This window comes from Flavobacterium franklandianum (assembly GCF_007097365.1).
GTDB lineage: Bacteria > Bacteroidota > Bacteroidia > Flavobacteriales > Flavobacteriaceae > Flavobacterium > Flavobacterium franklandianum.
Genome location: NZ_VJZR01000004.1, coordinates 125,935 through 144,821 on the forward strand (window position 1 = coordinate 125,935; position 18,887 = coordinate 144,821).

Annotated in this window: 15 protein-coding genes; 7 read left to right on the top strand and 8 right to left on the bottom strand. The window is 33.1% G+C overall.

The features are described 5' to 3' along the window. Nucleotides 1–24 precede the first annotated feature (24 nt). Genes FNW17_RS06920 through FNW17_RS16285 form a run of 5 tightly spaced genes read left to right on the top strand, consistent with a single transcriptional unit; the run spans nucleotide 25 to nucleotide 7,465 of the window. Nucleotides 25–1,467 carry a glycoside hydrolase family 30 protein gene (locus FNW17_RS06920; RefSeq protein WP_144071333.1) on the top strand — a complete coding sequence of 481 codons (1,443 nt, stop codon included), beginning with the start codon at nucleotides 25–27 and terminating at the stop codon, nucleotides 1,465–1,467. 29 nt (nucleotides 1,468–1,496) lie between these two features. Beyond that, entirely contained in the window at nucleotides 1,497–3,857 is a 2,361-nt protein-coding gene (locus FNW17_RS06925; protein WP_218043778.1) for an MFS transporter, read from the top strand. A gap of 4 nt (nucleotides 3,858–3,861) precedes the next feature. Further along, on the top strand, nucleotides 3,862–4,797 hold the full coding sequence (locus FNW17_RS06930; protein WP_143390916.1) for a glycoside hydrolase family 17 protein: 936 nt from the start codon (nucleotides 3,862–3,864) through the stop codon (nucleotides 4,795–4,797). Nucleotides 4,798–4,806: 9 nt separating this feature from the next. Further along, nucleotides 4,807–5,745 carry a glycoside hydrolase family 17 protein gene (locus tag FNW17_RS06935; protein ID WP_144071247.1) on the top strand — a complete coding sequence of 313 codons (939 nt, stop codon included), beginning with the start codon at nucleotides 4,807–4,809 and terminating at the stop codon, nucleotides 5,743–5,745. Between the two features lie 16 nt (nucleotides 5,746–5,761). Further along, nucleotides 5,762–7,465, top strand: a complete 1,704-nt coding sequence (locus FNW17_RS16285) for a family 16 glycosylhydrolase (protein ID WP_185965273.1) — start codon at nucleotides 5,762–5,764, stop codon at nucleotides 7,463–7,465. A 155-nt stretch (nucleotides 7,466–7,620) separates the two neighbouring features. On the opposite strand, the gene FNW17_RS06945 is transcribed toward FNW17_RS16285, so the two are convergent. From FNW17_RS06945 to FNW17_RS06980, 8 genes are all read right to left on the bottom strand, one after another. After that, nucleotides 7,621–8,220, bottom strand: coding sequence for a nitroreductase family protein (locus tag FNW17_RS06945; RefSeq protein ID WP_143390919.1), 600 nt, complete (start codon nucleotides 8,218–8,220; stop codon nucleotides 7,621–7,623). Between the two features lie 204 nt (nucleotides 8,221–8,424). Beyond that, nucleotides 8,425–8,862: a DoxX family protein gene (locus FNW17_RS06950; RefSeq protein ID WP_143390920.1), complete on the bottom strand. Its 438-nt coding sequence runs from the start codon at nucleotides 8,860–8,862 to the stop codon at nucleotides 8,425–8,427. Between the two features lie 65 nt (nucleotides 8,863–8,927). Then, nucleotides 8,928–9,131, bottom strand: coding sequence for a hypothetical protein (locus FNW17_RS06955; RefSeq protein ID WP_143390921.1), 204 nt, complete (start codon nucleotides 9,129–9,131; stop codon nucleotides 8,928–8,930). 418 nt (nucleotides 9,132–9,549) lie between these two features. Beyond that, on the bottom strand, nucleotides 9,550–10,278 hold the full coding sequence (locus FNW17_RS06960; protein WP_143390922.1) for a hypothetical protein: 729 nt from the start codon (nucleotides 10,276–10,278) through the stop codon (nucleotides 9,550–9,552). Nucleotides 10,279–10,648: 370 nt separating this feature from the next. Beyond that, nucleotides 10,649–11,038 carry a group I truncated hemoglobin gene (locus tag FNW17_RS06965; protein WP_143390923.1) on the bottom strand — a complete coding sequence of 130 codons (390 nt, stop codon included), beginning with the start codon at nucleotides 11,036–11,038 and terminating at the stop codon, nucleotides 10,649–10,651. A gap of 458 nt (nucleotides 11,039–11,496) precedes the next feature. Then, the gene (locus tag FNW17_RS06970; protein WP_144071248.1) at nucleotides 11,497–12,438 is read right to left on the bottom strand and encodes an aldo/keto reductase; all 942 of its coding nucleotides are present in this window, start codon (nucleotides 12,436–12,438) and stop codon (nucleotides 11,497–11,499) included. Nucleotides 12,439–13,074: 636 nt separating this feature from the next. Next, a complete protein-coding gene (locus tag FNW17_RS06975) occupies nucleotides 13,075–13,689 on the bottom strand; it encodes a response regulator (protein WP_143390925.1) in 615 nt (204 codons plus the stop codon). Between the two features lies 1 nt (nucleotide 13,690). Next, a complete protein-coding gene (locus FNW17_RS06980; RefSeq protein ID WP_185965274.1) occupies nucleotides 13,691–14,728 on the bottom strand; it encodes a sensor histidine kinase in 1,038 nt (345 codons plus the stop codon). Between the two features lie 508 nt (nucleotides 14,729–15,236). On the opposite strand from FNW17_RS06980, the gene FNW17_RS06985 reads away from it, so the two are divergent. After that, entirely contained in the window at nucleotides 15,237–16,940 is a 1,704-nt protein-coding gene (locus FNW17_RS06985) for an ELWxxDGT repeat protein (protein WP_144071250.1), read from the top strand. Between the two features lie 4 nt (nucleotides 16,941–16,944). After that, nucleotides 16,945–18,630 carry an ELWxxDGT repeat protein gene (locus tag FNW17_RS06990; protein WP_143390928.1) on the top strand — a complete coding sequence of 562 codons (1,686 nt, stop codon included), beginning with the start codon at nucleotides 16,945–16,947 and terminating at the stop codon, nucleotides 18,628–18,630. Nucleotides 18,631–18,887: the final 257 nt, after the last annotated feature.

Sequence of the window (18,887 nt, forward strand, 5' to 3'; positions counted from 1 at the left end):
CTAATTTTTAGTATCACATTATCAATGAATAGCTGTAAAGTAACAAAGGAATTAAAAACTGAAGTTTATGAAACTTCTGCCAATGGGAATTCATTGAAAAAAATCACGGAGTTTATCGAAAGTAAAACTCCAGTAATAATATCCTTAAATCCGGAAGTAAAATTTCAAACTATCACCGGTTTTGGCGGTTCATTTACCGAATCTTCTGCTTCATTGCTCAATCGATTAAGTCCTGGAAATCGCAATAAAATCTTAGAAGCTTATTTTGGGGAAAATGGGGCCAAATATTCATTAACCAGAACACATATTGCTTCCTGTGATTTTTCGTTGAGTAATTATACGTATGCCAAAGTTGAAAATGATACCTCATTGGAAAATTTCACTATTGAAGATGATAAAGCGGATTTAATTCCAATGATTTTAGAGGCAAAAGCCATTTCGAAAGAAGGTTTCAAAATCATCGCCTCGCCTTGGACCTCACCGCCTTGGATGAAAGACAACAAAAAATATGTTGGCGGAAAATTATTGCCTGAATACAATGATTCGTTTGCTTTATATTTTTCAAAATATTTAGAGGCATATAAAAAAGAAGGAATCAACATTTGGGGAGTTACCGTAATCAATGAACCACACGGAAATGGAAACAACTGGGAAAGTTTGCTGTTTTCGCCAAAAGAAATGACCGATTTTGTTCAGAATCATCTTGGGCCAAAATTAGAAAAAGACGGTTGGGGAGAGGTAAAAATATTAGGTTACGACCAAAATCGAGGAGGCTTAAAAGAATGGGTTGACGAGATGTTCAAGGATGAAAAATCATCTAAATATTATGCAGGAACAGCCATACATTGGTATGAAAGCACCTATGATTATTTGCCAGGCGCTTTGCAATATGCACACCAAAAAGCACCAAACAAATATTTAATTCAAACCGAAGCTTGTGTAGATTCTGAAATTCCACACTGGAATGATGATGCTTGGTATTGGAAAAAAGAAGCTACCGATTGGGGTTGGGATTGGGCACCTGAAAAAGACAAATATTTACACCCAAAATACGCTCCAGTAAATCGCTATGCCACAGATATCATTGGATGTTTAAACAATTGGGTCGATGGTTGGGTCGATTGGAATATGGTTTTAGATACTCAAGGTGGACCTAATTGGTTCAAAAACTGGTGTGTTGCTCCAGTTATTGTCGATCCAGAAAAAGATGAAGTCTATTTTACACCTTTGTATTATACTATGGCACATTTTAGCAAATTTATGAGGCCAGGAGCTGTAAAAATTGGTTGCCAAATCAACAATACCGATTTAATGTCCACAGCTGTAAAAAATCCGGATGGAACGATTGCAGTAGTAATTTTCAATCCTACAGAACAAGAATTTGCTATAGAAATCAATCAAAATAACAAAAAGGCAACTATTTCTATTAGTGCAAAGGCATTGCAAACCATATTAATTAAACCTTGATATCCATATAATTATAAACCACCAATACTATGTCAAATAATAATTCGAAATCAACAGGAATTGTTCCAATGAGTCAAAAAATCGCTTTTGGATTAGGAATGTTAGCCAACCAAATGTTTCCCGCAGCCTTGGGTATTTTTATGGTTGTTTTGGTCGAAAATTTAGGAATGCCTACCTGGATGTGGGGTATTACTTTTTTCCTACCCAGAATATTAGACGCTTTTATTGACCCAATTATGGGTTTCATTTCCGACAATACTCGTTCTAAATGGGGAAGAAGAAGACAATATGTGTTTATTGGAGCCCTTATTATGGGAATTTCGTTTATTGTCATGTGGCAATTATATAGAGAAAGCGGGATAGATTATAATTTCTACTATTTTCTTATATGGTCAATTATATTCTATTTTGGATTATCCATTTTTAGTGTTCCTTTCGTGGCAATGGGGTATGAAATGAGTGATGATTTTCACGAAAGAACAAGTATTATGGCTATATCGCAATGGATTGGGCAATGGGCTTGGGTAATCGCACCTTGGTTTTGGGTAGTTATGTATGACCCTTCTTGGTTTCCTAATGCAGATACTGCCACAAGAACTTTGGCTGTTTGGGTTGGAATTTCTTGTATGATATTGGCAATGATTCCTGCTATTTTTATTAAAAGCAAATCGACTATTGACGAAGTGAGCTTTTCTCCATTAACGTTTAAAACAATGGGAGGCAGTTTAAAAGAAATTTTTTCGAGTTTTGTTGAAGCTTTTAAAAACGGCCCTTTCAGAAAACTTTGTATTGCTACTTTCTTTATTTTTAATGCCTTCAATACTGTTGCTGGTTTTACTTTTTTTATAGTTGTTTACTATTTATTTAATGGAAGTTCAACAGATGCGGGTATTTGGCCAACACTTTTTGGATGTTTAGGAGCATTGTCTACCACTTTTGTCGTGATTCCGATAGTTTCTTGGATGTCTAAAAAAATGGAAAAAAAGAAAGCATTTTTAGTCTGTCAAGGAATATCAGTTTTTGGATATATTTTGCTTTGGTTTCTTTTCATTCCCGGAAAACCATATATGTTTATATTCGCTTTACCATTCTTTTCTTTTGGTATCGGAAGTTTATTCACCTTGATGATGTCAATGACAGCCGATGTTTGCGATATGGATGAATTGATTTCGGGTAAACGAAGAGAAGGAATCTTTGGAGCTATTTATTGGTGGATGGTGAAATTTGGTTTTGCTATTGCCGGACTGTTAACGGGTATAATAATGTCTTTTGTAGATTTCCATCCCGGGGCAGCAACACAAACAGAGGGAGCAGTTACTGGTTTGCGACTTTTTTTCTCAGGAATCCCTATTCTAGGAACATTAATTGCGATGTGGGTCATGAGAAATTATGACCTAACAGAGGAAAAAGCGAGAGAAATAAAAAAAGAATTAGATGACAGAAAAAAACCGGTAAAAAAACAATCTTCTGCTTATCTATCAGGAAAATTAATGTCTTTAGAAAAAATTGGAAGTTCTTTAAATTCTAAAATCGGAATTGATTTATCTTCAAAAAGTGAAACTGAAATTACTACACAGTTTTCAGAAATATTAAATAATGGTTTACACGGTTTGTGTTTTAGCCCTTATGTAGAAGGACAAGAAACTGGTGATATTTTATCTGAAAAGCAAATTCGAAGAAGACTGGATATAATTACTCCACATACTAAATGGATTAGAACTTTTTCCTGTACAGAAGGCAATGAATTAATACCCGAAATAGCACACAAAAAAGGACTGAAATCCCTAGTTGGAGCTTGGATTAGTGATGATAAAGAAAGAAATGAAAAGGAAATTCAATCCCTAATAAAATTGGCTGAGGCAGGTTTAGTCGATATAGCTGCCGTAGGAAATGAAGTGTTGCATCGTGAAGAAATTGGGGAACAAGAATTAATAGGATACATCCAAAGAGTTAGAGCTGCATTGCCAGATTCTATTCCTGTAGGATATGTAGATGCGTATTATCAGTTTCTGGACAGACCAGCTTTAGTTGATGCTTGTGATGTTATTTTGGCCAACTGTTATCCTTTCTGGGAAGGAGCAGACAATGATTTTGCGCTAAACTATTTGAGTAGAATGATGGAATTGACACAACAGTCTTCTAAAGGGAAAAAAGTAATCATTACAGAAACAGGATGGCCAAGCAAAGGAGAAAATATTGAAGCAGCAGTACCTTCTAGTTTGAATGCAATGAAATATTTTATTTCAGTGCAGCAATGGGCTCAAAGTAAGGAAATAGAACTTTTCTATTTCTCTTCTTTTGACGAATCTTGGAAAATAAAACAAGAAGGAGAAGTTGGTGCCGGATGGGGCATTTGGGACAAAAATGAAAATTTAAAATTTAATAATTAATGGTATGTCATATAGAGAAGGTCATTATTTTTCATTAGAGGATAATAAAAACAGAAAAGACGGTCAAAATAATTATCAAGAAATTCAAATTTCAGGTGTTTCTGCTAAAGAATTATCCAAAATTTGGAAAGAAACTTTAGAAAACGGAATGCATGGTGTTTGTTTCAGTTTATATGAAGACGGACAAAAACCAGGAGATATCATTTCAGAAGAACAAGTGCGACGAAGGATGAAAACAATTGCTCCCTATACAAACTGGATCCGCTCGTTTTCGTGTACTGAGGGAAATGAGTTCATCCCTAAAATTGCACGAGAATTTGGAATTAAAACATTAGTTGGAGCTTGGTTAGGCGATGATCCTGAAGTCAACGAAAGGGAAATTGAAGGTTTAATACAACTCGCAAACGAAGGTTATGTTGACATTGCAGCTGTAGGAAATGAGGTGATGTATCGCAAAGATCTAACCGAAGATGAACTTTTAGATTTCATTGATAGAGTAAGAAAATCAATTCCTAATTCAATTCCTATTGGATATGTAGATGCTTATTATGAATTTTCGCATCGACCAAATATTACCGCAGTTTGCGATGTGATTTTAACGAATTGTTATCCATATTGGGAGGGTTGCCCAATAGAATATTCCTTTCATCACATGATTAGTATGTTTGAATCGGCAAAATATGCAGGTCAAAATAAACGAATTATTATTACCGAAACTGGCTGGCCAAGTCAAGGCGGTTTTCTAAAAGGAGCTTATGCATCTAATGAAAATGCAATGAAATATTTTATCGATTCACAAAATTGGTCCAAACAAAATGAGATAGAGATGTTTTATTTTTCCTCTTTTGATGAATCTTGGAAAGTAGGCCCAGAGGGTGAAGTTGGAGCCTATTGGGGAGTTTGGGATAAAAATGAAAATGTAAAATTTGGAGATAAATAAAAAATAATCATGTCATATAAAGAAGAGCGTTATTTTTCAATTGAAGCATATAAAAAGATAATTGCACTTCAAAAAAATGTTGCTGAAATTCAAATTCCTGAAATTTCACCCCAAGATTTATCACAATTATGGGGAGAAACTTTAGAAAATGGAATACACGGAATTTCCTTCAGCGCATATGAAGAGGGGCAAAAACCCGGTGATATTATTACAGAAGAGCAAGTTCGTCGAAGGATGAAAATAATTGCCCCATATACAAAATGGGTTCGATCTTTTTCGTGTACCGAAGGAAACGAATTTATCCCTGCAATTGCCCATGAATTTGGGATTAAAACATTAGTTGGCGCTTGGCTGGGAGATAATTCTCAAGTCAACGAAGCTGAAATAGAAGGACTTATAAAATTGGCTAACGAGGGTTATGTCGATATAGCTGCTGTTGGTAACGAGGTCATGTTTCGAAAGGATATGACCGAAGACGAATTATTGGAATTTATCAACAGAGTGAAAAAAGCAATACCCAGTTCTATCCCTGTGGGCTATGTAGATAATTATTATGAGTTTTCATTTCGATCTAGAATTACAGATGTTTGCGATGTGATTTTAGCAAATTGTTATCCTTATTGGGATGGTTGTTCAATAGATTATTCTTTGCATCATATGCAGAATATGTTTGAAACAGCTAAAAGTTATGGGGGAGACAAAAGAATAATTATTACCGAGACCGGGTGGCCAAGTGAAGGAGGTTCTCATGGCGGAGCTCACGCATCCAAAGAAAATGCTTTGAGATATTTTATTGATACGCAAAAATGGTCCAAAGAAAAAGAAGTAGAAATATTTTATTTTTCATCCTTTGATGAATCATGGAAAGTGGGAACAGAGGGCAATGTAGGAGCTTATTGGGGAATTTGGGATAAAAACGAAAAATTAAAAAACAACACTATCATTTAACTTTGAAACTTAAAATATGAAGAATAAAAAATTACTTCAAATACTACTTTCTTTTTTTCTAATTTGTCAAATTAGCGTTGCCCAGGTTGATGTAGTGTATAATGATTTAGTTTGGTCAGATGAGTTTAGCACTAATGGAGCTGTTGATGCTAACAATTGGTTTTATCAAACACAATTGCCGGCTGGAGGAAACTGGTTTAATAATGAGGTTCAACATTATACCAATCAAATTACTAATTCGTATGTGAATTCAGGTCTTTTGAGTATTGTTGCAAAAAAAGAAAGCTACACCGATCAAGGTGTTACCAAGCAATATACTTCGGCACGATTAAATTCTAAATTCGCTTTCAAATACGGCCGAGTAGATATTAGAGCAAGAATTCCTAAAGATGCCGGAACTTGGCCTGCTTTATGGATGCTTGGAAAAAATGTAAACGAAGATGGAGGTTATTTTGATGCTCAATACGGCGATACTCCTTGGCCTGCTTGTGGCGAAATAGATATATTAGAGCACGGAATTACTCGATCTCAACCCAATAATTATGTTCAAAGCGCCTTGCACACGCCTTCCTCTTTCGGAAATACGTTTAATATTGGTGGTGTGGTGGTAGGAAATAATATCGATGAGAATTACCACATCTATTCCTTGAATTGGTCTCCAAACGAAATTTCATTTCTGCTAGATGGTGTTGTTTATTACACTTACAATCCGGCAGTGAAAGATGCCAACAATTGGCCATTTGACAAAGAGCAATATATTTTGTTAAATATTGCAATGGGTGGAGTCGCTGGCCCGATAGCTACAAATTTCACGCAAACCGCTATGGATGTTGATTATGTAAGGGTCTATCAAAACACAACATTAGATACACAAGCGCCAACGAATTTCACAGCCAGTGTGGGTACAACAACAGGTTCCTCTGTAGAACTATTATTGAATGCTACGGATAACTCAGGGAATGTATTTTATAATGTTACTTACGGTGCAAACTCGACTAATACATTTGGTACTTCGGGTGTTCAAAAATCGTTTACAATCAATAATTTGGCTCAAAATACAAATTATACTTTTACCGTTACGGCAACTGATCCTTCTGGCAATGCTGCACTCAATAATCCAATCGTTCTCGACGCTACCACAAAAACCATTATACAATGTTCAGGTACAGAAACAATAGGAACACAAGGATCTTTCTCTTTAGGGTACAAATATACTTTTGAAACTATTGGGACAGATGTGAAAATCAATTTTGAATTGTTGGATACAGACAAAGTAGATGTAGTAGCTTATTTGTGGAAACAATCCCCTTTCGCTGAAACGCCAATGACGCCAGTTTCAGGAAATATTTTTACAAAAACTATTACTGGACAAACAACAGGTTCAACCATCAATTACGCTTGTAAATTCGCATTTGCTGGAGGTTTGTCTGTCACGAAATATATTTCTTATGTGGTAGGTAGTAGCTGTTCATTGGGAGTAGAAACTGTATCAGAATTAAATCAATTTTGTTATCCCAATCCAGTAGAAAATGTCTTGCAGTTGCAATTGTTAGACGATCAAAACCAAATCACCGTGACCGATATTTTGGGACGTAAGTTAATAGAAAAGGTAGTGCCATCCTCTCACAAAATTAATATGAGTGCTTTTAAATCAGGAATGTATTTTTTAAAAATAAAGAACTCTTTTGGAATCCAAAACATAAAAATTATTAAAGAATAAGGATTTATTCTCGTGTATTCCAGAATTGTAGGAGATCACAGGTTTTATTTTGATTACTCTAAAAAAGGTAAAAGGCATCAGTCGAGAGATTGATGTCTTTTTTATAAAGTATTTAATTTTCAGGGTTTTTTGTTTTTATCGGTGATCTTTTTGGGTTAAATAGTTTCAATTACATTCTCTAGTAATCTTCTGGATTTTGGGGTTACTTCAATTCGGTTGGAATCCTCATCTGCACCATAACCTACGGCCATTGCAAAAAGTGGTTTGTATGCCGACATATTGAGAATAGCCTTGTATTTATCTGTTTCTATGCCTTCCATTGCTGTCGAATCCAGCCCCATTGCAATACTAGCCGTCAAACCTACTCCCAAAGCTATATACACTTGTTTGGCAAGCCATATTTTCAAATCGGCTTCTGGCGAACTTGACTTGATTTTGTTGTACCAATCTATCCTGGCTTGCGAAAATTCATTTTCTACGACTTTCTGGAACGCATCCAAATCATCGGCAACACTAAAAACGATTAATAGTTGCGCTTGATTGATTTTTTCTGCATTGTGCATCGAAACCGAAGCTAATTTTGCCTTGATTTCTGGATTTTGTACAAAGGTAAATTTCCAAGGTTGAATGTTTATTGAAGAAGGAGTGAGGCGTAAAATCTCTTTCAACTCTTCGATTTTTTCTTGTGGAATTACTTTATCAGCGTTATACTTCTTGGCTGTATATCTTTTTTGAATTAATTGTAGAATGTTCATAGTTGTATTTTTAAATGTTTATTATTGACTAATATAGATGTAAAGTTAAGTTAATAATAGCTTTTAAATTTGCCTCAATTTAAAATTTACACCATTTATTGGCATTATTTAGGGTACAACAACCATACTGTATCCAGATACTATTTAGTGTTTTGATAGGACTTTTCCCCGTCCTTTCTAACCTGCTTTTTCGTGTCTTTTAAATTATTTTTCTCCTCCATTTTTATTTAATTTCTTATCAAACGACCATTTTCCTGCACCTTCAATCACAAGGAAAATACCACCGAGTAGCATTGCCCAATCTGTTCTACTGCCGTGAAGCATTTCCCAAAATCCATCGTTTTTAAGAACTTCTGCTTTTGTTGTTGCAATTGCTACAAGCATAATTATGATAATAGGAAAACTTGCTAAACGTGTAAAAAGCCCAATTAGGATTAATGCACCACAAAGTATTTCGAAGAAACCAACAAAACTGCCTAAAAATTCTGGAGATGGTAAACCAATTTTAGCAAATCTACCTGCACCTAAAATATCAGGAAATAAAAATTTTTGTATTCCTTCTGAAAAAAATACTGCTCCAACCATTAAACGTAGTAAAATAGTTGTTTTTGAATTATCTGTTTGTGTTAATTTTTGCAACATAATTATTTTTTTATTTGAAAATCCTGATTTGAAAATAGTGGGTTTTTAGCGATTACGATTACATTTTATTCGTGATTTGTAGCTTGATGATAATAATTACAAGAATATGTAAGATTTGTATAATTTCTCTGAAACATTTCTTTGTTCTTTTTTAAAATAGAATTACTTATATTATCCATTGCAAAATTAATCATTCCAATAGATTTGGTTTTGGTTCTGTCGGAACAATATTTTTGTATTCCTTCAAAATTTTCTTTGATTTCATTCATTTCAAAATCAGATAATTTCCAATTTTGATTTTCACATCCAAACCAAAGTTTTGCGTGGTGAATTTGAATATTACCTATAAATTCTCCAAATCAAAGTTTGTATGTTTCTGAAAGTTCGTTTTCTAAACTATCAATTCGAGTTTGTGAAATTTTAGTTTTATCAGCTTGTTGATTACAAGAAATCAGAATAAAAAGTAAAAGTATTAATGTAATATGTTTTTTCATTTTATGACAAAATTTGTTATTTCTACGATTCTCCCGCAGCTGTCGCTCAGTGTTCTGGTAGTAGGCGATGGTCGGGCTAAATATAGCAATTTTATCGGATAATCTCACTAATTCCAATACAAAACCATTTTCATTTCAGCCTTATTTCCGACTATTGCTTACTAGCTGTTATGCCTCGTACTTTTATGTTTTCCTATTTAAAGATTTTTAAAAATTCTTGGCATTTATTTTTAATTTCTTCTATTTTAATTTTCTCTTTGTCGCTTTCTTTTAATACCCAATACTTGTTTTCATTCCATTCAAATACTCTATTTTCGCCCGAACCATTTTGCGTAATAAAACCCCAAAACCATAAGTCATCCCAAACTTCAATTTGTTGTCCTTTATATTTTGTCTCTAATGTCTTGTTTATTTTGTCAAAATCCCATTTTATCGAATTATCTAACTTTGTGAAAATTGCAATTATTACTGCATCAACGGGAAGATAAAAACTATCGTTTTCATCAATTAGTTTAGGAACATCATTCCAAATTTTTAAATCCTCAGAATATTGTCCGTTATGTAAGTGAAATATACTTTTAGAAATTAATGCAGACGTTTTTGGTCCCCATCCTTTTTGATTTAGCATTCCTTTATAAACGCTTTCAAAATTACTTTTCCCATTTGGATTAATGTTTAGGACGAATTCTTTAAAAGACTTCAAAGAATTTTCTTCAGTAATTATTGATTTATAAAATTCCGATAGTTTGTCAATTTTGGGTTGACTTTGAGTGTTCGCAATGTGGTATAATAAAGAAATTATTTTTTCTTTTTCATCCTTATATGGCAAAATAATTGAGCGATAATATCTTTCTTGTAAAGCTTTGTTATATTCTCTATTATTAGAAATGAATTTAAAAAGTTGTTCGATTTTATCGGTCATTGATTTTTTATAAATGTGTTTTTCTCCGTCGGTTTTTTAGTATGAGGCATAACGTTTTTTATACGCGTAGAAAATTACTGTTTTTTGTTCTAAATAGGGATGTTTTTGTTTGTGTTTTAGTATTATTCTTTTTCAAATATATAAAAAAAACATTACAAATTTATAAATTTTGTATATTTTTTATTTCAGATAAATCGATGAAAATTTTGTAAAAGAGTATTTTAAATTTGTTATGAAAATCCATCGTTCTGCTCCAAAAAAAACACCAATCTCTCGACTGGTGCTTGCATATCTTGAATTTATGATGTATCAGAAATAGTATTATAGTAGGATTGGTCAAATGCAATGATCCGTTTTTTAGTAAAAGGGGTTATACACCAATCATTTGATCCTTTAATGAATAAAGGATGGCAAGTACATCTTTTTTGGATTGCTCATCAACATTGTTATTGTTGAGCGCAAACATTATGTCGTCTATCACACACATGTATTCCCCTTGATTAATATTCATTCCTTTATGGGCTGTGAGCATGTCTTTACCAGTGTATTGATTAGGTCCTCCACTTCCCATAATAAAAAAATTAATCAGATGCTGTCTAACTTCCTTGAAATGTTCAGTGTCGTCTTTTAAAGGAAGAAATCTTGCTTTAACCGCTGGGTTTGTCATATGGGATTCCACAACGTCGTCTACGATGGTCGTTATTCCTGCCTCGCCACCAAGACGTTCAAAAAGACTGTTTTGATTTTCATTTTTTTCCATTTTGATTTAGTTTTAAATTAGAGTTACTATTTATTAAAAACGTTACGCAATTTTATATTGAATCATGGATTCAATAATTAAAAATAAGCCATTTGTAGGGAATATTGTTTGTAGGATTTGGGGATTGGAAATAGATATCAGAACATAAGGTGTTGATAAATATTGTTTTATAAAAATACAAAACATTATTAATATACAATGTTTAAAATGTTTTTTTTATTTTAAAGTTTAAAAAAAACCACCAATATCTCGACGGATGGTGTATAGAACGCTTTCAATTCCGATAACTATGAGGTATTGCTGATCGACTTTTATGAAACACTTCGAAGAGAGGGTAGGATATCGGGAGATTTTGTACTGCTTTGGGTATTGATTTAAAATCAGGAAATAGAATACTAATTTTAGGGTTTAGTAGTATGAATTTGAAACGTTTCCTTTTCAAATTCATACTATTTTGTTTACCATGGGAGATGGAGCTGCTTAACTTCATTCGCATAAAATTCTTCCAAATTTTGAACTATTTCCTTTGAAAGGGGATGGTTTATGCTTTCTATATTGTTTACTAATTGAGTACTATTTGCATTTCCAGGAATTACAGTAGCCACAGCTTCGTAAGACAAACAAAACGAAATGGCTTTGTGAACTAGATCTTCTTGTGCATCTACAATTGTCTTTACTCTGTTTACAAGTTGTGCCCTGACTTGAATGTCTTCTTTAGACCAACGCTTTCTGATGTCATCAAAGATACTTTCAGCAGTATATTTTCCTGATAACCAACCGGAGTCGAGAGGAATTTTTGCAATTATAGCCACCTTTTTTGACATAGCCATGTCAAAAGCTCGTGAAGTATCCTGATGCAGCATATTGAAAAAAGCTTCAATTACTTTGGCATTGGTTGTTTCCATTAGCAACTTCATATCTTCGTAGGTGTCTAGAGAGGCACCATACCCTTTTATTTTACCTTCCTCGATTAAACGTTCAAATAGTTCATAATGGTCATTTTTATTGCCATCCAGATATTCTACCGGTGGATTATGCATAATAAGCGAATCAACATAATCAACGCCTAATCTTTTGAGGCTGCCTTCCAAAGATTCTCTAATATAATTTGAATTATAATTCGTTTTGCCAGCATCACTATGACCAAATTTTGTATTGAGCACTATAGTGCTTCTATCAACCCCTTTTAGTGCTTTTCCCAGTCTTTCTTCGCTTGTACCGCGTCCATAATTTGGTGCTATATCAAAAAAATTGATTCCTAATTCCAATGCTTTTTGTACTAGTTCCACGGCATTATACTCGGACATACTTTGCCATCCCGAATTATTACCCAACTGCCAAGCACCAAGTCCAATTTCGGATACTAAGGCTGAGTCATTGATGTATTTATTGTATTTCATCACTTTTAGTATTATTTTTCAATGTAAATATAGGAAATCAACAGATTGCATAAAAACATAAGTAAAAGGAATCGTTTATTGTCGTATAAATAGATTTAGAAATCCTTTTATTTATAATGTTTCTTCTTGATTTAGGAAAATCAAAATACGACTTTATATAAGTTTCACTACTTATAAAACTTTGCTATGCAAAATTTCAAGACTTTGTAGTTATTTATTAAATTTAATAAGAACAAGAAGAAAAATAAGTTGCTGAAGTTGTGGTTAAATAGAAAGAATCAATTATTGTCGTATTTAAACAGTTACACATTTAATCTTACCATATAAGGCATATAAGTTCACATAAGCGATTCAATCAAAAAATTAAATGTTCTTATATGCCCTTATATGGTAAAAAAAACGACACTATTTTGTTCTCATTACTTATATATAGTTGCGGATAGGAAGTCGAGACTTTGTTCAGCATATCGCTTTTTGTGGAATATTATCAAGAGCTAGTGGAATGTAATTTGTTGTTTAAATTAGGCTATTAAAAAGGCGCTGTTAGTAATGCTTTTTTTATGACTTTATAAAAAAGTTCAAAAAAAATTAGGCGAACAATTTTTGAAAATTATATCCGAGTAATACCTCATAAATCTATATCAACTCATATTTCAAAGCCGTTTTTATCAGCAAAGCCGTGTTGCCAGTTTCGAGTTTGAGCATCAAGTTTTGACGATGTGTACTTACTGTTGTGATGCTTATAAAAAGTTTATCGGCAATTTGCTGGTTGGTCAAACCTTCGGCTATTTCCTTTAGGATCTCGAGTTCTCTTCGTGTTAAAAAGGGTTTTTGGTCGTATTTTGAAGTATTTTGTTTCTGATAATCCACATTAAAAAACATATTACCCTTTATAACTGCATCAATGGCGTGCATTATTTCATCTTTGGATGAGTTTTTCAACAAATAGCCACTTGCGCCGTGTTCTATCATTTTACAAACAAAATTCCTGTCATTGAAAGTGCTTAAGGCCAAGCATTTAATCCTGGGAAATTCGGTTTTTATTTTTTTGCACAAATCAACACCACTTATATCTGGCAGATTGATGTCAAGAAAAGCAATATCTACTTCGTTTTTTTTAAGGAAATCTATCGCTTGAAAAGCATTTTCGGCGCTACCAACAATAGTTATATTCTCATTTTGGCTCAGCAATGCTTTGAATCCTTCGATTACCATTGGGTGATCATCGACTATAAAAATTTTGTGTTTCATCTTATGTTGTTTCAAATTCAATGTGGGTTGATGTTCCTCTATTATCGGATTTTATGTCTATTCTTCCGTTAAGATATTCCACTCTATGGTTTATGTTTGACAAACCAATTCCATATCTTGTGAGTTTCGAAGCAATCTGTTGTGCATTTACATCAAAACCTTTTCCGTTATCTTCCACGGTTAACGAAATTAAATGACCATTCTTCGACAATTGAATATTCGATTTTGTAGCATTGGCGTGTTTTAAAGTATTAGTTAAAAGCTCTTGAACAATTCTGTACAATACAATTTCATTGGTTTGCTCCAACCGATCATCCATTCCAAAACTTTGATAAGAAACTGTAAGTTCTGAACTTAGACAAACCGAATCGCAATAGCTTTTTAGGGTTTGGTCTAAACCAAATTTCAACAACTCTTCTGGCATCATATTGTGAGCTACACGCCGCATTTCGGCAATGGCTTCATCTATTTGAGAGATACTTTTGGTAAATGTGAAGGCGTTTTCTTCTGATAAAATTACGTTTCCTTTCATACTATTCAATTGATATTTTACACCTGTTAGTATTCCGCCCAAACCGTCGTGTAGGTCACGGGCCAATCGAGTTCGTTCTTGTTCTTCGCCTTGTATCATATTTTGTGTGGCATCGATCTTTTTTTCTTGATGTAGTTGTATAATTTTTTGCTCGGCAATTCTTTTCCTTGCTGTATAATTTCGGTATAATAAATAAATAAAAAGCAACAAACTTATCGCAATGGCTGCTAAGGAATAAATAAATGTTTTTTGTCTAGTTTGATTTTTTTCTAGTAATAAAATTTCTTTGTCTTTCTTTTCTACTTTATACCGCTGTTCTAAATCGAGTGAATATTTTGACATTTCCCCTTCATTTATCATATTATTTACTGAATCGTATTTTAATCCATATTTTTCGGCTTCATAATAATTGCGTTCAGCATATTTCAAATTTGTTTTTAGGTAATATAAATTCAACAATTGACTTGTTAAACTATCACGTATTGCCATTTCTATTCCTTTATTCAAATACAAAGTTAAGCACAAGTTGCTTTTTCTTATATCATATAAAAGTAGGATATTATAAATCATTACAATGCAGTAGAACTGTTTTTTTTTAACCAGCTAATTTTACAATATTAAAACGATAACATCTTAATATTGAATACTATGAAAAACAAACAACGACTCTTGATCCTAATATTACGCATTGGTTTCAACAAAATCAATGCGCAACGAGCTAGAATAGCTTTTGGGGGAAATACCACGTGAACTGACGATAAAGCTTATGTTCTAAATCTTGCGGGAAACAATAAAACGCAAGGTAGCAATCAATTTTGAACCTATTTCGGTTGTCTAATAACAATATCAGTAACGTCTGATAAACGTTGGAAATCGGACATTTAAAAAACAACACTCGGATTGGATATTATCGACAAAATTAATCCTCTTTCTTATTCTAGAAACAAACTTGAACCAGCAATTTTTCACTAAACGAATAGCAGATTTAGAAAAAAATAAACTAAAATATACAATGATGAAAACAATACTTTACCTATTCATTACAATACTATTACTACTATGTAACTGGAGTGCGTATTCGCAACAACCTTTTATGGTTAAAGATATTTATCCTGGCACCAATTCTTCTTTGTCGCTTTTCACTCCAACAAAAAATAATACAACTCTTTTTTTTATGGCGAACGATCTCGTAAATGGATCTGAGTTATGGAAAAGCGATGGAACAAATGCTGGAACAGTTATGGTCAAAGATATTTATCCGGGCTACATGTTTGCTGGCGTACCTAATAGTTCTACACCAAGAAACTTAACTGATGTCAATGGATTATTATATTTTACGGCGGATAACGGCATTAATGGCAATGAACTGTGGAAAAGCGATGGCACCGAAGCTGGAACAGTTATGGTAAAAGACATTAATATTTACAGTAATTTTTCAGATGGGAGTTCAGATGCAGCAATGTTAACAAATATCAATGGAGTACTATATTTTAGATGTAATAATATTGATAATGGATATGAATTATGGAAAAGTGATGGAACTGCAATTGGAACCGTAATGGTAAAAGACATTTTTATAGGTAGTTCTTTGAATGGTCTACCAAATAGTTCTGCTCCTTATAGTTTAACCAATGTGAATGGTACGTTGTTTTTTTCTGCAAGAGACCAAAGTACTTCCAATTTTGAACTGTGGAAAAGTGATGGCACAAGTGCAGGAACAGTAAAAGTTAAAGAAATTGTCGCTGGGAATAACGGCTCAGATCCTATTGGTTTGGCCAATGTAAATGGCACTTTATATTTTTCTGCCAACGATGGAATTAATGGAATAGAGCTTTGGAAAAGTGATGGAACTAACGCTGGGACTGTTATGGTAAAAGATATTTTCCCTGGTTATAATGCTCAAAATAATTATTTTTATAACTCATCTCCCAATAATCTAACCAATGTAAATGGTACTTTGTTCTTTAGTGCTTGTGATAGTGAAATTGATTCCAACAGACAAAATTTTGAATTATGGAAAACCGATGGAACAGCGGCAGGAACTGTAAAAGTTAAAGAAATTAGAAATGGAACAGTAAGTTCGTTTCTTAATGGTTTAACCAACGCAAATGGTACTTTGTATTTTGATGCCAATGATGGAATTAACGGCAAAGAAGTATGGAAAAGTGATGGTACAGAAGCAGGCACTACACTTTTAAAAGACCTTTATGCTGGTGTTATTGGCTCAGAACCTTTTGAATTTACATATATAAACGGAACTATATATTTCGTGGCAAACGATGGTATTACTGGTCGACAAATATTCAAAACCGATGGAACTGCAAATGGAACTACTGGTGTCAATATATTGAATTTGATTGGTGATCCTCCAAGTAATTTAATCAATGTAAATGGTAAATTATTCTTTACAGCAAGGATTGGCGTTTATGGTACAGAACTATGGGTTTTAGATACAAATTTACTTGCCACTTTAAAAAATACAATCATGGAAAGTAAATTCTCGATTTTTCCAAATCCTGTTAAAGATATTTTAACCATTCAAAATTCTGATAGTAGGTCTTTTGAGAAAGTTATAATTTCAGATTTAACAGGCAAAAAAGTTTTAGAACAAAATAGTGGGTCTAATACCATAAACTTAGAAAAACTCCAAAATGGAATGTATTTGCTGCAAATAATTTCAGACGGAAAATCTACAGTTTCAAAATTCATTAAAAATTAAAATTATGAAAACAACAACTCTTTTTTTGGTCAGCTTATTTTTCTTATTGTTAAGTACTAATAATTACAGCCAACAACCTGTTATGGTGAAAGATATTTATTCTGGATCTAATACTTCGTTTTCATATAATCCAAGTTTTACCAAAATAAATTCAACCTTATTTTTCGCCGCAAATGATGGTGTAAACGGATTTGAATTATGGAAAAGTGATGGCACCAATGCTGGAACTGTAATGGTTAAAGATATAAATTTAAGCAGTAGTGGTACTTCATATGGGTCGGAACCCAGAAATTTAACCAATGTAAACGGCACACTCTTATTTACGGCAAATAACGGAATAAACGGTCGTGAACTTTGGAAAAGTGATGGTACAGAAGCTGGAACAGTAATGATAAAAGATCTTAACCCAAGTCTTACAGATAATACTGGCTTTATAGACGAATTAATAAATTTTAACGGAACTTTATTTTTTTCTGCCAATGCCAATGATAATGGTACAGAACTATGGAAAAGTGATGGAACCGACGCAGGAACTGTGATGGTTATAGATATTAATCCTGGATTTACATTTGATGTACCTAATAGATCAAATCCTAATAATTTCATCAACGTTAATGGTGCTTTATTTTTTGCTGCTTATAACGAAATTAATGGAAACGAATTATGGAAAAGTGATGGCACTGCATCAGGAACAGTAATGGTTTCCAACACGCCAGGAACTGCTTCAACTGTTGGTTCATACCCAAATTTGACAATTGCAAATGGTATCTTATTTTTCAGTGGAGAAAGTATTTTTTTTGGAACGGAATTATGGAAAAGTGATGGTTCCACAGCAGGAACAGCAATGGTTAAAGATATTTATCCCGGATATACGCCTAACGGTGTAGCATATAGTTCAGGTGCTGGTAGTTTTGCCAATGTAAATGGAATACTTTTTTTTATTGCAACTGATATTGACAATAATTTAGAATTATGGAAAAGTGATGGAACAGTGGCTGGAACTATAAAAGTTAAAGAAATTAGAGAAAGTACTTTTAATTTTGGTTCTAATCCTACTAATTTAACGAACGTCAATGGTATTTTATATTTTTCTGCAAATGATGGTATTCATGGGATTGAAATGTGGAAGAGTGATGGTACAGAAGCAGGAACTACACTCGTAAAAGATATTAATGCTGGTATTAGCTCCTCTGAACCTGGTCAATTTACAAACATAAACGGTACAATATATTTCGTTGCAGGTGATAATATTATTGGTCAAGAACTATTTAAAACTGATGGTACAGCAAGCGGAACAATTGGCTATAATATTAGATTTTTGAGTGAAAGCTCTTCGCCAGAAGGTTTAATCAATGTGGCTGATAATTTATTTTTCAATGCTACCAATGGCGGACAAAATGGTAGAGAATTATGGCGTTTAAACACGAATTCACTCTCAACATTAAAAAATATAACTAACGATAGCAAATTTTTAATCTTTCCAAACCCAGTTAAAAATATTTTGACTATCACAAACCCTGAAAATACCTCTATTGATAAAATTTCAATCACCGACATAACAGGTAAAAAAGTGTTAGAACAAAATGATGGTACCAATACATTAAACTTAGAAAACCTCCAAAACGGAATGTATTTGTTGCAAGTAATTTCAAATGGGAAAAATACTATATCAAAATTTATTAAAAACTAATAAAAAAGAGTAGAATCACGAAAACTAACAACCTATTGTAGGTCAGCCTATTTTCGTTATTAACTAGTAAAAGCTCTTTCAGAACATTTAGTATGTATTGTCAAATTTTCTTTAGAATTTAAAAAACTCACAAAGAAATCAATTTCAATATCAAAACTTTTCTTAAGAAAATTGACCGTAAAAAGCAACATATCTCCAAAAGGTTGTTACCGTTTTCGACTCAAATCTATTTTTTTTTATTATAAATACTGATATTA